This is a genomic window from Volucribacter amazonae (assembly GCF_029783845.1).
Lineage (GTDB): Bacteria > Pseudomonadota > Gammaproteobacteria > Enterobacterales > Pasteurellaceae > Volucribacter > Volucribacter amazonae.
Window position 1 is genome coordinate 305,653 of the sequence record NZ_LWID01000001.1, and the last position, 13,379, is coordinate 319,031.

The 13,379-nt window shown below is 38.4% G+C and carries 10 protein-coding genes; 6 read left to right on the forward strand and 4 right to left on the reverse strand.

The window, feature by feature from the left end:
• Positions 1-86: 86 nt before the first annotated feature.
• Both dnaJ and dnaK read right to left on the reverse strand, forming a co-directional pair.
• Positions 87-1,217: a molecular chaperone DnaJ gene (gene dnaJ, locus A6A20_RS01505; protein ID WP_279571816.1), complete on the reverse strand. Its 1,131-nt coding sequence runs from the start codon at positions 1,215-1,217 to the stop codon at positions 87-89.
• A gap of 108 nt (positions 1,218-1,325) precedes the next feature.
• Complete coding sequence (gene dnaK, locus A6A20_RS01510; RefSeq protein ID WP_279571817.1) at positions 1,326-3,230, reverse strand: molecular chaperone DnaK; 1,905 nt, start codon at positions 3,228-3,230, stop codon at positions 1,326-1,328.
• Between the two features lie 412 nt (positions 3,231-3,642).
• Here dnaK and A6A20_RS01515 point away from each other — a divergent pair, with 412 nt between their 5' ends.
• Together A6A20_RS01515 and A6A20_RS01520 are read left to right on the forward strand one after the other, a co-directional pair.
• Positions 3,643-5,049 (forward strand): YdgA family protein, encoded by a 1,407-nt coding sequence (locus A6A20_RS01515; RefSeq protein WP_279571818.1) that lies wholly within the window; start codon positions 3,643-3,645, stop codon positions 5,047-5,049.
• Positions 5,050-5,092: 43 nt separating this feature from the next.
• Entirely contained in the window at positions 5,093-6,178 is a 1,086-nt protein-coding gene (locus A6A20_RS01520) for a lytic murein transglycosylase (RefSeq protein WP_279571819.1), read from the forward strand.
• Positions 6,179-6,371: 193 nt separating this feature from the next.
• On the opposite strand, the gene A6A20_RS01525 is transcribed toward A6A20_RS01520, so the two are convergent.
• Positions 6,372-7,196, reverse strand: a complete 825-nt coding sequence (locus A6A20_RS01525) for a D-hexose-6-phosphate mutarotase (protein WP_279571820.1) — start codon at positions 7,194-7,196, stop codon at positions 6,372-6,374.
• 81 nt (positions 7,197-7,277) lie between these two features.
• Between A6A20_RS01525 and yoaA the strand changes: the two genes are divergently transcribed.
• The 4 genes from yoaA (at position 7,278) to rnd (ending at position 12,926) form a co-directional block, all read left to right on the forward strand.
• Positions 7,278-9,197 carry a DNA repair helicase YoaA gene (gene yoaA / locus A6A20_RS01530; RefSeq protein ID WP_279571821.1) on the forward strand — a complete coding sequence of 640 codons (1,920 nt, stop codon included), beginning with the start codon at positions 7,278-7,280 and terminating at the stop codon, positions 9,195-9,197.
• A 15-nt stretch (positions 9,198-9,212) separates the two neighbouring features.
• Complete coding sequence (gene tsaB, locus A6A20_RS01535) at positions 9,213-9,917, forward strand: tRNA (adenosine(37)-N6)-threonylcarbamoyltransferase complex dimerization subunit type 1 TsaB (RefSeq protein WP_279571822.1); 705 nt, start codon at positions 9,213-9,215, stop codon at positions 9,915-9,917.
• A 103-nt stretch (positions 9,918-10,020) separates the two neighbouring features.
• Positions 10,021-11,712, forward strand: a complete 1,692-nt coding sequence (gene fadD / locus A6A20_RS01540) for a long-chain-fatty-acid--CoA ligase FadD (protein ID WP_279571823.1) — start codon at positions 10,021-10,023, stop codon at positions 11,710-11,712.
• A 59-nt stretch (positions 11,713-11,771) separates the two neighbouring features.
• Positions 11,772-12,926 carry a ribonuclease D gene (gene rnd / locus A6A20_RS01545; RefSeq protein WP_279571824.1) on the forward strand — a complete coding sequence of 385 codons (1,155 nt, stop codon included), beginning with the start codon at positions 11,772-11,774 and terminating at the stop codon, positions 12,924-12,926.
• 90 nt (positions 12,927-13,016) lie between these two features.
• Here the strand turns inward: rnd and A6A20_RS01550 are convergent, their stop codons facing one another.
• A complete protein-coding gene (locus A6A20_RS01550) occupies positions 13,017-13,379 on the reverse strand; it encodes a hypothetical protein (RefSeq protein WP_279571825.1) in 363 nt (120 codons plus the stop codon).

Below are 13,379 nucleotides of genomic sequence, written 5' to 3' on the forward strand. Positions count from 1 at the left end.
TAAAAGTATAAACTATTTACAGGGGAGGATAAACTAAGAAATAGTAAACCCCAATTTGTATATTTTAAATTGGGGTTTATAAATAATTATTTAGTCAAATCATCAAAGAATTTTTTTACTCCATCGAAGAAACCTGAGGATTTAGGACGTTGTTTAGGTTGTCCTTCTAAGCTTTCTTCAAGTTTGCGTAACAATTCTTTTTGTTCTTCATTAAGATGAACTGGGGTTTCTACAATAATCTTAACGATTAAATCGCCAGCATAACCACTGCGTACACTTGCCACTCCTTTACCACGCATACGGAACAGCTTACCTGTTTGGGTTTCCGCAGGAATTTTGAGTTTCACTCTGCCGTCTAAGGTCGGCACTTCCACTTCGCCACCTAATGCTGCCATGGTAAAACTAATTGGCACTTCACAATATAAGTTATTGCCATCACGCTCAAAAATATGATGAGGTCTAACATGGATAACCACATATAAATCGCCAGCAGGTGCACCTTGTTCGCCCGCAGCCCCTTCGCCCGATAAGCGTAGTTGGTTACCTGTATCCACCCCCGCTGGGATTTTTACAGAAAGGTTTTTCGGTTTTTGTACTCGTCCATCGCCATGGCATTTTTTACAAGGTTTATCAATTTTTTTACCTGTACCATGACAAGTTGGGCAAGGGGTTTCTTGAACAAAAAAGCCTGATTGACGGCGTAAACGACCAGAACCATGGCAAGTTGGGCAAGTTTCCACTTTGCTATCTTTTTCAGCACCACTACCATGACAATGCTCACATTCCGCTAAAGTAGTAATTTGAATATCTTTGGTTGTTCCTTTTACCGCTTCTTCAAGGCTAATTTCTAAATCATAGCGTAAATCATCGCCACGAACGACACGTTGGCGACCACCTCGTCCACCAAACATATCACTAAATATATCGCCGAAAATATCGCCAAAATCAGCACCGCCGCCAAAGCCTCCAAAACCGCCAGCACCACCGCCTTGTTCAAAGGCAGCATGTCCATATTGATCATAAGCCGCACGTTTTTGGCTATCGCTTAATACTTCATAGGCCTCTTGAATTTCTTTAAATTTTTCGGCAGCCTCTTTATCGCCCTGATTACGGTCAGGGTGATATTTCATTGCAAGGCGTTTGTAGGCTTTTTTGATCTCTTTTTCATCAGCCCCTTTATTTACGCCGAGCAGTTCGTAATAATCTTTTTTTGCCATAATATTTACTGTGTTAGGTTGTTTTTATTTGAAATAAATACACCAAAAGGGCGACAACGCCCTTATGGAAACTAGGACAAGACGAACTTGTCCTAATAGGTACAGAAATTACTTATCTTTCACTTCTTCAAACTCAGCATCAACAACACCGTCATCGTTGTTTTTACCGCTTTGTGCTTGTTGAGCGTTAGTTTCAGCTTGTGCTTGACCTGCTTGGATCAATTTTTCAGAGGCTTGAATTAATGCTTGTACTTTCGCATCAATTTCTGCTTTATCTTCCCCTTTTGCTGCCGTTTCTAATTCTTCTACAGCTTTTTCAATTGGGGCTTTATCTTCAGCAGATAATTTATCGCCCACTTCCGCTAATTGTTTGCGGGTTGAGTGTACAAGATGATCCGCTTGGTTACGAGCCTGTACTAATTCTTCAAATTTACGATCCGCTTCGGCATTGGCTTCCGCATCACGAACCATTTGTTGAATTTCATCATCAGTCAACCCTGAAGAAGCCTTAATGGTAATTTGTTGTTCTTTACCTGTGCCTTTGTCTTTAGCTGAAACATGGATAATACCGTCAGCGTCAATATCAAAGGTAACTTCAATTTGTGGCATACCACGTGGTGCTGGGTTAATACCTTCTAAATTGAATTGACCAAGTGATTTATTGGCTGACGCTTGTTTACGTTCACCTTGTAACACATGGATAGTTACCGCACTTTGGTTATCTTCCGCTGTTGAGAATACTTGCGATTTCTTCGTTGGAATCGTAGTATTTTTCTCAATTAACGTCGTCATTACGCCACCCATAGTTTCAATACCTAATGACAATGGTGTAACGTCTAATAACAATACATCATGCACATCGCCAGCAAGTACCCCACCTTGAATTGCCGCACCAATCGCCACAGCTTCATCTGGGTTCACATCTTTACGAGGATCTTTGCCAAAGAATTCAGATACTTTTTGTTGTACCAATGGCATACGAGTTTGACCGCCCACTAAGATGACTTCATTAATCTCACTTACCGTTAAGCCTGCATCTTTTAAAGCCACACGCACAGGTTCTAAGGAACGTGTAACCAAATCTTCTACTAAAGATTCTAATTTCGCACGTGTTAATTTAATGTTTAAGTGTTTTGGCCCTGTTGCGTCTGCGGTAATGTAAGGTAAATTTACATCGGTTTGTTGGGCTGATGAAAGCTCAATTTTGGCTTTTTCAGCGGCTTCTTTCAAACGTTGCATTGCTAACGGATCATTGCGTAAATCAACACCTTGCTCTTTTTTGAATTCATCAACTAAGTAGTTAATTACACGATTATCAAAGTCTTCACCACCTAAGTGGGTGTCGCCGTTAGTAGCTAATACTTCAAAGGTTTTTTCGCCATCTACTTCATCAATTTCAATGATAGATAAGTCAAATGTACCACCCCCTAAGTCATAAACAGCGATAGTATGATTGCCTTTATCTTTGTCTAAACCATAAGCTAACGCCGCCGCAGTTGGTTCGTTGATGATACGTTTAACATCTAAACCTGCGATACGTCCTGCATCTTTAGTAGCTTGACGTTGAGCATCGTTAAAGTAAGCAGGTACAGTAATTACGGCCTCAGTAACAGGCTCACCTAAATAATCTTCCGCTGTTTTTTTCATTTTTTTCAACACTTCAGCAGAAATTTGTGGTGGTGCTAATTTTTCGCCTTTTGCTGATACCCAAGCATCGCCATTGTCTGCTTTGATAATTTCAAATGGCATAATGCTCACATCACGTTGCACTTCATTATCTTCAAAACGGCGACCGATTAAACGTTTGATTGCAAATAATGTATTTTTTGGATTGGTTACCGCTTGACGTTTTGCAGGTTGCCCCACTAAGGTTTCGTTATCTGCGGTGTAAGCAATAATTGATGGCGTGGTGCGATCGCCTTCTGCATTTTCAATCACACGCGGTTTATCACCGTCCATTACTGCCACACAAGAGTTTGTTGTACCTAAGTCAATACCAATAATTTTTCCCATTTTGTTTCTCCTAATTAAATTTGTAAAATCATTCACGTTACCTTAAATAAGGTTTGAATTTTGTTTTTCAAGGACATTTTTTTAAAAATTTATTTAATAAAAAATCACTTGATTTTGGCTTGTTGCTATAAATAAGGCTAAAAAATCAGAGTTCAAGGGCAAAGAAAAAATTATTTAAATTTTAACCGCACTTTATGGGTGCATGGCATATCCTTTGTTTATTATCGTCGTTTCAATTTAAAATAAGACAAGGCGAGTCGCCAAAGACAGTACGAATAGTACGGCGAGGCATACTAATGCTGTATTATTTTAAAGTGGGACGACTATATGTAAAGATATGTTTGTATAAACAATAATCTGTGTTAAGTTAGTACATTCTGATTCATCTATTAAAAAATTAAAGGAAAACAATATGAAAAAATCCACCATTGCCATTGGGATTATCGCCCTATTAGGGGCTGTTTGGACAGGCGCCGCTTGGTTTACGGGCAGTAAGGCTGAAGAGTATTATCGGCAAGCTGTGGCTGATACCAACGCTCAATTACAACAAATCGCAGAAAGCTCAAATCAAGCATTAACCTTACATATCAATACCCTCGATTTTCAACGGGGCATTTTTTCTTCTCAAATTAAAGATCAATTGGTTATTAATGCAGTGATAAAAGGGGAAAAAGTACAATGGATTGTGCCTTTTAGCGATACACTTTATCATGGTCCATTCCCTCTTAATCAAGTAAAAGCCTTTAATTTTATGCCAAATATGCTGAGTTGGGTATCAGAAGTTACTCCTCACGACAGTATTGCTGGGTGGTTTAAAGTAACTCAAGGGGTTTCGCCAATTATTTCTGATTTAGTGATTAGTTATAATCAAAAAATAACAGGGCAAGTGAAAATTGCTGATACAAATTATGTTTCTGATCAGAACAGTCTTGCTTGGCAAGATTTTACCTTAAACCTTGATGGAATGAATTTTGATGGGGTAGGTAAAGGTAATGTGTATTTGGGATCATTTCAATCCAAAACGCCACTAGGGGAAAGTTTTTCTTTGGATAAACTAGACATTAATTTGAATATCCAAAAATTATTGGGCGGTAATCTTTATTTAGGGGATAGCAAACTTCAATTTGCTCAACTTGCCTTACAAGCCAAAGAACAACATTTTTTATTGAAAGACGGAAAAATGGAACAAAGTACAGAGGAAGAAGAAGGCTTTATTAATGCTGACTTATCATTAGTAACCAAAGAAAATTATTGGCAAAACAAACCATTAGGTGAAATAACATTTTTGGTGAGTTTGAAACACTTAGAAAAACAAGCCTTTGTTGATCTTGCACAATTACCGAATAGCAAGCAATTTACCGAAAAAGAGCTTTCTATCTATAAACAAGCAAAGAGAAAAATTTGGCGAAATCAACCGCACTTGATATTAAAATCTTCCTTTGAAAATACAGCGGGCAAACTAAAGGCAAAAGTTAATATAGAATTATCCAAATTTCAGCAGAGACGCTCCAAATTGTTAGATTTATTTAAACAATTTGAGATTTTGCTTGATTTAGATAAAGGAGCATTAGAACAATATTCCACCATTTTGCATCAAAATATTTATAATTTATCGGAGCAACAAGCTCAACGAGAAACTCAATTAATCTCAGAGGTACTTGATAATTTACAAGCAGATAATTTGATTGTTAATAAAGATAATGAAGTAAAAGTAAGCTTGATTTTAGAGGATGACGAAATGAAACTCAATGGCGAACCTCTGTCAGAACAAGTCGCACAAAAATTATTGTATGAATTATTGTATCCTTTAATGAATTGAAACGACTATATTTATCATTTATCAAAATTTTATTGAGGAAACTATGCGTTTAGCCAAAACCTTTATCCCTTGTGTTTTAAGCACATTATTATGGGCTTGCAGTAGCCAACCTAAAGTTCAACCTCTTGATCCACAAGCGGTTTATCCAAATTCACGAGAATTACATTACTTTGCCGATTATGTAGACTTTCTAAAACGCAAAGCCGCAGGACAAGGCGTATCTAGCCAAACATTGCAAACTAACCAAGATATTCGCTATATTCAACAAGCGGTGGATCTTGATCGCAAACAAGCGGCACGCCCCCGCCGAGATCCTAGCCAACCAAGAGTTGCCAATCCGAATGGGGCAACTAATTACCTTAAACGAGTTTTAACCAATAATAAAGTGGAAGTAGCAAACCGCCGTTATGCAGGCGTGCAATCCCATTTAAAGCGTGCGAGCCAAAAATATGGCGTACAACCTGAATATTTAATGGCGTTATGGGGAATGGAGAGCAGTTTTGGTTATTATCAAGGTAATTATGATGTGTTATCAGTATTAGCCACTTTGGCATTTGAAGGACGGCGAGAAACCTTATTTAGCCAAGAGTTTATTAATGCCATGAAAATGCTAGAACAAGGAGATATTACCCGCGAGAATATGTTAGGTTCTTGGGCTGGAGCAATGGGACAAACGCAATTTATGCCCACTTCTTATTTAAATTATGCCGTTGATGGCAATAATGATGGTGTAAAAAATATTTGGCAAGATCCTGCCGATGTATTTGCTTCCATTGCGAATTATTTATCCACTGTGGGCTGGAATGCCAATTTACCTTGGGGTGTAGAAGTAGAAATTAATGGAGATTTACCATTGGATTTAGCTGGCACTGAACCCCATAAATCCCTCTCTTTACAGGCTTGGCAAGCACAAGGTATTAGGTTAAAAACCCATAGTTTACAGGAATTACAAAAGTGGAATACCTTAGCCAAAGCAGATTTATGGTTAATTCGCCCTGATAAAGAAAAAGGACGAGCCTTTTTGGTTTCCAATAATTTTAGAACATTATTAGATTGGAACCGTTCAAATTATTTTGCCTTAAGTATTGGTATGTTTGCCGATCGTATTCAACAAGGTATTAAAGATTAGTACGCTATTGATTTTAAATTAAAGTGCGGTTAGTTTTTTAAGTATTTTTACTAGTGTTTTTTCTCCATTGGGTAAGCGACTTCTTTATTATTATAAATAAAATAAGTTGTCCCCTTTGATAAAGGAGCTATAACTATTAGCAAATTGGAAAAGATTAAAAAATCTCACAATCCACCGCACTTTAAATGAAATATTAATGATTTTCCACACTGATACTTAATTTCACACATTCCCCTATGGCGAGTGGCTGATGAATTCTGGCGGTTTCTAGGCAAAGCATAGATTGATATGCCTGCTCGTTCATGGCACTGGTAGGTTTATGCCAAGGATTCCATAATACCATATCGCTAGCGTGATGATGTTCAAGTTGAATGGTGCGTTGCCAGCCTTGATCGTGGATTGCATTATGACAAATGTCTTGAGCAGGATAGATGCAATCTACATTTTGCTCAATTTGTCGCGGAGTTGCCACGTTTTCTTGTTTCTGAGTAAGGCTATTAAAACAAGTTTCGCCTAATCCTTGAATGTAAGTTTGTTGAATATGGCTGACTTGAAAATAGCTATGCAGGGCAAGTTGTGCGTTAGCTTGGGCATGGTTAATAAATTCAAGTTCACATTTGTCACTAAAAGTAAAACAAATTTCCGCTTGTAATTGTTGTTCTAAAAATAATTGAAAAACTAACCGCACTTTGTCTTTACTAATGTCGTATTGTTTAAGTTGCCATAAACTAATGCGAGCAAAGCCATGGGCAGGTGTGCCATTATTATTAAACCAAGGAAAACAAAGAGGGATACCACCTCGAATCGCTTTGCCTTGTTGATAAGGTTCAATATCGCTTAACCAAAGTACGGGCTGTTTAGCGTGAGTAGGTTGCCATTGCAATAATTGAGCCCCCTGCAAGGCAATTAAGGCTGTACCAACGGAATGAGAAAGTTTAAGGCATTGTAATTGGTTAATTTGAATTAGTTGCAATTCAGGGCTGAGGTTTGCAATGATTGAAAAATGGTTATTTAGCATGATTTATCCTTATACTGTTCTTTTATTCAGTGTATTTAGGTATAATACTCTAATTTTTTGGGAAAGCAATTTGAAATACCTATGGTTAATATTGATAATGTCCAGTCTGTTTTTGCACCGCAAGGGGTGTTAAGCCGTAATATCAGCGCATTTCGTCCACGAGCGGAACAGTTGGAAATGGCGTTGGCAGTGGAAAAAACCATTAAACAGCATGGGACGTTAGTGGTAGAGGCAGGTACAGGTACAGGCAAAACCTTTGCTTATCTTGCCCCTGCCTTATTGGCAAAGAAAAAAACCATTGTTTCCACAGGATCTAAAAATTTACAGGATCAGTTGTTTAATCGTGATCTGCCTACCATAAAAAAAGCGTTAAATTACCAAGGAAAAATTGCGTTATTAAAAGGACGAGCCAACTATTTATGTTTAGAACGGCTAGCACAATTAACCAGTCAAGGGGTTGTGGGAGATCGTTCGGTGTTGGCGGATTTGGCAAAGGTAACTAAATGGAGTACAGCAACCAAAACAGGGGATTTAATTGAATGTGTGGAGCTTGCTGAAGATAGTCCGTTATTACCTCAACTTACTAGCACAACGGAAAGCTGTTTAGGTAGTGATTGCCCTAATTATGCTGATTGTTATGTGGCATTAGCACGCAAAAAGGCAATGAATGCGGATTTGGTGGTGGTAAATCATCATTTGTTTTTTGCCGATATGGCCGTGAAAGAAAGTGGATTTGGCGAGCTTATTCCCAATGCGGAAGTGATTATTTTTGATGAAGCACACCAGTTACCGGATATTGCTAGCCAATATTTTGGGCAATCATTAACCGCACGCCAACTCAATGATTTATGTAAAGATATTACGGTGGTGCATCGTACCGAGCTTAAAGATTTAGCCCAACTGGGAGCGGGGGCAGATCAATTACTCAAGGCAATACAAGATTTTCGTTTATTATTGGGTGAGGGCAATCAGCGAGGAAATTGGCGACAGCTTTTGCAACAAGGGGCAATACAAAAAGGGCTAGCTTGGTTGCAACAACGTTTAGATTTTTTAACGGAAGTGATTAAACAGGCGTTGGGGCGTTCGCAGACCTTAGATAATATTTTTGAGCGGATTAATAATATTGGTACGCTGTTACAACGTTTAGCCCAAACGGAAATCACAGGCTATTGTTATTGGTATGAAACTATGGGACGTTATTTTGCCTTGCATATAACGCCCTTAACAGTAGCGGATAAATTTAGTCAGCAAATGACTGCCCAAAAAGCCAGTTGGATCTTTACTTCTGCTACTTTAGAAGTGGGCGGCGATTTTGAACATTTTTGTCAGCGTATGGGCATTGAGCAAGCAACTAAACAAATTTTGCCTAGCCCTTTTAATTATCCTGAACAGGCAATGCTATGTGTTCCTCGGTTTTTACCAAATTTAAATCAAAAACACACCGCACTTCAACTGGGCAAAATGCTGTTGCCTGTGATTGAGGCAAATCAGGGGCGTTGTTTTGTTTTATGTACCTCTTACGCGATGATGCGTGCGTTAGCGGATTATTTTCGTCAGCATAGTTCATTGGATATTTTGTTACAGGGCGAAATGGTTAAACCTAAATTATTAGCTCAATTTGTGCAACAACCCCATTCTGTTTTAGTGGCGACTTCAAGTTTTTGGGAAGGGGTTGATGTGCGAGGCGATAGTTTGTCCTTAGTGATTATTGATAAATTGCCTTTTACTGCCCCTGATGAACCTTTGTTAAAAGCTCGTATGGAAGATTGCCGTTTGCAAGGTGGCGAGCCTTTTTATGATATTCAAATTCCTGAGGCGGTAATTACTCTAAAACAGGGGGTAGGACGTTTAATTCGTGATATTACCGATCGAGGAGCAGTGATTATTTGTGATAGTCGCTTAGTTATGCGAAACTATGGCGGTATTTTTTTACGCAGTTTGCCCAATGCGAAACGCACCAGAGATTTGGAACAGTTAATTGATTTTTTACAACAAAAATAAACAACAGAGAACCTTATGACAACATTACTTGCACTTGATACTTCTACTGAGGCTTGTTCAGTAGCGTTACTTTATAACAATGAAATTACCCATTTTGATGAACTGGCTCAACGTACCCATACCCAACGAATTTTACCCTTAATTGATCAGTTATTGGCACAATCTGCTATTCAGCTTAATCAAGTTGATGCTCTTGTATTTGGGCGAGGACCGGGTAGTTTTACTGGGGTAAGAGTTGGGGCAGGTATTGCACAGGGATTGGCTTTTGGGGCAGACTTACCCGTTATCCCTATTTCTAATTTAACCGCAATGGCACAGGCGGCTTATGAACAATATCAAGCCACCAATGTGCTAGCGGCGATTGATGCCAGAATGAATGAAGTGTATTTTTCGCAATTAACTCAAGTCCAGTCTGAAAAAGGATTTTCTGTTTGGCAAGCGGATATTGCAGAAGTAGTCATTAAACCTGAACAATTAGTTATGAATCTGGCTGATGATCTTTCGTCAGCTTATAAGGTGGGGACGGGCTGGCAGGCTTATCCACAACTGGCAGAAATCTCAGCTATAACCACAGAGATTTTACTGCCTTCAGCACGTTATATGTTGCCATTAGCTTTGCCTTTATGGCAACAACAAGCCTTTATTCGTGCTGAGCAAATTGAACCAGTTTATTTACGCAATGAAGTAACTTGGCAAAAATTACCGGGGCGAGAAAGTTAAGGTTTATATGGTCTATCTTCTTTTTTCTCTACAAGCATTAATTTGTATTCATGAAAAGAACAAGGTAAACTCTCGCCGATAATAAAAACAAAAAGGATTGATTATGGAAAAACGTTGGCTAAAAAATTATCCGCAAAATGTGGCACAGGAAATTGATACGAAAAACTATACTTCCTTGCTTGATATGTTTGAAAATGCAGTGCGTAGCCACCCTGATCGTGCCGCTTATATTAATATGGGGCAAGTGCTAACTTTCCGTAAATTAGAAGAACGTAGCCGAGCTTTTGCCGCTTATTTACAAAATGAATTAAAACTTAATAAAGGCGATAGAGTGGCGTTAATGATGCCGAATTTATTGCAATATCCCATTGCGTTATTTGGGATTTTGCGAGCGGGTATGACAGTGGTTAATGTTAATCCCTTATATACCCCGAGAGAATTAGAACACCAATTACAAGATAGCGGTGCAACGGCGATTGTGATTGTTTCTAACTTTGCCTCAACGTTAGAGCAAGTGGTGTTTAATACCCAAGTTAAGCATGTTATTTTAACCCGAATGGGCGATCAACTTTCCTTTGGTAAGCGAACCTTAGTGAATTTTGTGGTGAAGTATGTAAAAAAACTAGTGCCTAAATATAAACTGCCTCACGCTGCAACCTTTAGAGAAGTGTTAAGCATTGGTAAACACCGTCAATATGTTAGACCTGATCTTGAACGCAACGATTTGGCATTTTTACAATATACAGGGGGAACAACAGGGGTAGCGAAAGGGGCAATGTTATCCCATGGTAATATTATTACCAATGTATTTCAATCCAAATGGTTTGCAGAGCCTTTTGTGGGCGACAATAAATTGAGCCGTAAAGCGGTTATTGCTTTACCCCTTTATCATATTTTTGCTTTAACTACCAACTGCCTATTATTTTTAGAGCTTGGTATTACTGGGGTGCTAATTACCAATCCACGTGATATTGATAGCTTTGTCAAAGAATTGCGTAAATATCCTATAGTGGCGATTACGGGCGTAAATACCCTGTTTAATGCCTTACTGAATAATGAAAGTTTTCGTGAACTAGATTTTTCCGCCCTTAAATTAACGGTTGGCGGCGGTATGTCGGTGCAACAAGCGGTTGCAACCCGTTGGCAACAAGTAACGGGGTGCAATATTATGGAGGGCTATGGTATGACCGAATGTTCGCCATTAATTGCCGCTTGTCCTATTAATATGACCAAACATAATGGCAGTATTGGCGTGCCTGTACCGAATACGGATATTAAAATTTTAAAAGACGATGGCACAGAAGCCGAATTAGGGGAAGCCGGGGAACTTTGGGTTAAAGGCGAACAAGTAATGCTAGGGTATTGGCAGCGTCCTAAAGCAACAGAAGAAGTGCTTAAAGAGGGTTGGATTGCCACTGGCGATATTGTGCTAATGGACGAACATTATCATTTACGCATTGTGGACCGCAAAAAAGATATGATCTTGGTGTCGGGCTTTAATGTTTATCCGAATGAAATTGAAGACGTGGTAATGCTTAATTATAAAGTGGCTGAAGTCGTGGCGATTGGTGTACCTCACGAAGTGTCAGGCGAAGTCGTTAAAATCTTTGTAGTGAAAAATGATGAAAGCCTCACACGAGATGAGTTGCGTAAACATTGTCGCCAACATTTAACAGGCTATAAAATTCCGAAAGAAATTGAATTTCGTAGTGAATTACCAAAATCAAATGTAGGAAAAATTTTACGTCGCGTATTGCGTGATGAAGAATTAGCTAAACATCGCCAAACAGACTAAACCAAGATGGCGAGGTAACTCGCCACCGTTTTTTCTTTTAAAATCATCGTATTTACATTATGTGCATAAAAGAATTACAAAACCCACCGCACTTTAAACTTATTGATAATGACCAACAATTAGCGGAAATTTGTGCCTTAGCTCAAACCAAAACCTTACTTGCATTGGATACAGAGTTTATTCGTGTGCGAAGCTATTACCCTAAATTAGGACTTATCCAACTCTATGACGGAGAACGATTAAGCCTGATTGATCCAAGCAAAATCAGCGATTTCTCGCCATTATTGGCATTATTTAATCACCCAAATATCCTCAAGGTACTGCACGCTTGTTCAGAGGATTTGGCAGTGTTTTATCATTATTTTAAGGTATTACCACAGCCCTTATGTGATACCCAAGTCATGGCAAAATTCTTAGATTTTCCGCAATCTACGGGCTTTGCTAATTTAGTGCAACATTATTTTTCTCTTGTATTAGACAAATCCCCCGCTCGCACAGATTGGTTAGCTAGACCATTGACGGAGACCCAGCTAAGTTATGCGGCGGCTGACGTATGGTATCTATTGCCCTTATATCAAAGAATGTGGCAAGATTTACAACAAACGCCTTGGCAATCCGCATTAACCAATGATTGTGAACAATTACTTGAAAAATGCCAAAAATTTGATGATCCTGACACCGCCTATATTGCCATATCAAATAGCTGGAAACTTTCCCCTCTTGAGCTAATGCGATTAAAATTATTAGCCAAATGGCGACAGCAAGAAGCGATAAAACGAGATCTCGCGGTAAATTTCGTGGTAAAGGGCGAACATCTCTGGTTACTGGCGAAATACAATCCCAAAAACATTTCCGCTTTGTTAGAATTAGGATTGACACATCAAGAAGTGCGTTTGCATGGCAAAACAATGTTAAAGTTATTAGACCAAGTCAAACATATTCCCGCACAGGATTATCCAGACAAAATAGTACGATTAGCCGAAGATCCACGCTATAAAGCTGGATTAAAACGGCTACAACAAAAGCTAAAGCAAATTACCCCAACAGATCTAAAACCTGAAGTAATTGCAAGTCGCCGAAGTTTAGAAAAACTGATGAAATGGCATTGGCATAAAACTCCGCAAGATAAATTACCCGAACTATTAAAAGGCTGGCGACAGCCTTTTGGCGAACAATTAATACAGGTGTTAGAGAGTAACTTAGAAAATAGGTAGGTTTTATAAATAAAGAGTATTTCGGAAAACGGCGAGGCTTTTCAGTCGCCGTTTATACTTAGCCTATTCTATTTTTAAAGAACAAATTTATTAATATTTATTTTCTAATGAATTAAAAATATCATGTAAATATTCTTGTTCTGGATCATTCAATAGAACTTTTGTTTTTTCTTTAATATAAAATAGTTCAAGATGCCCATGCTCATTATCAAAAGTTCTTACATCATCTATGATACAAAACAAACCAAACAGAGCTGTATCAGCAGTGAAAGATATAATTTTTTTTATCATTTCTTTGCTATTTTCATCTTGAGACTTGAAAAAATTAGACATTTCTACCAGATATTGTGGTGGTCTTCTTCCAGGGGGATCATTTAATAGTTTCAAAACACTATCACATGATCCTTTCACGATTAATTCATTTAATATATTAACGAATTCTAATTGTGTCAT

What these genes read in the sequence shown, in the direction of transcription:
- fadD (WP_279571823.1), top strand. Translation starts at nt 10,021, where the DNA reads ATGGAAAAACGTTGGCTAAAAAATTATCCGCAAAATGTGGCACAGGAA.
- A6A20_RS01515 (WP_279571818.1), top strand. Translation starts at nt 3,643, where the DNA reads ATGAAAAAATCCACCATTGCCATTGGGATTATCGCCCTATTAGGGGCT.
- tsaB (WP_279571822.1), top strand. Translation starts at nt 9,213, where the DNA reads ATGACAACATTACTTGCACTTGATACTTCTACTGAGGCTTGTTCAGTA.
- dnaK (WP_279571817.1), bottom strand. Translation starts at nt 3,230, where the DNA reads ATGGGAAAAATTATTGGTATTGACTTAGGTACAACAAACTCTTGTGTG.
- dnaJ (WP_279571816.1), bottom strand. Translation starts at nt 1,217, where the DNA reads ATGGCAAAAAAAGATTATTACGAACTGCTCGGCGTAAATAAAGGGGCT.
- rnd (WP_279571824.1), top strand. Translation starts at nt 11,772, where the DNA reads ATGTGCATAAAAGAATTACAAAACCCACCGCACTTTAAACTTATTGAT.
- yoaA (WP_279571821.1), top strand. Translation starts at nt 7,278, where the DNA reads ATGGTTAATATTGATAATGTCCAGTCTGTTTTTGCACCGCAAGGGGTG.
- A6A20_RS01520 (WP_279571819.1), top strand. Translation starts at nt 5,093, where the DNA reads ATGCGTTTAGCCAAAACCTTTATCCCTTGTGTTTTAAGCACATTATTA.
- A6A20_RS01525 (WP_279571820.1), bottom strand. Translation starts at nt 7,196, where the DNA reads ATGCTAAATAACCATTTTTCAATCATTGCAAACCTCAGCCCTGAATTG.
- A6A20_RS01550 (WP_279571825.1), bottom strand. Translation starts at nt 13,379, where the DNA reads ATGACACAATTAGAATTCGTTAATATATTAAATGAATTAATCGTGAAA.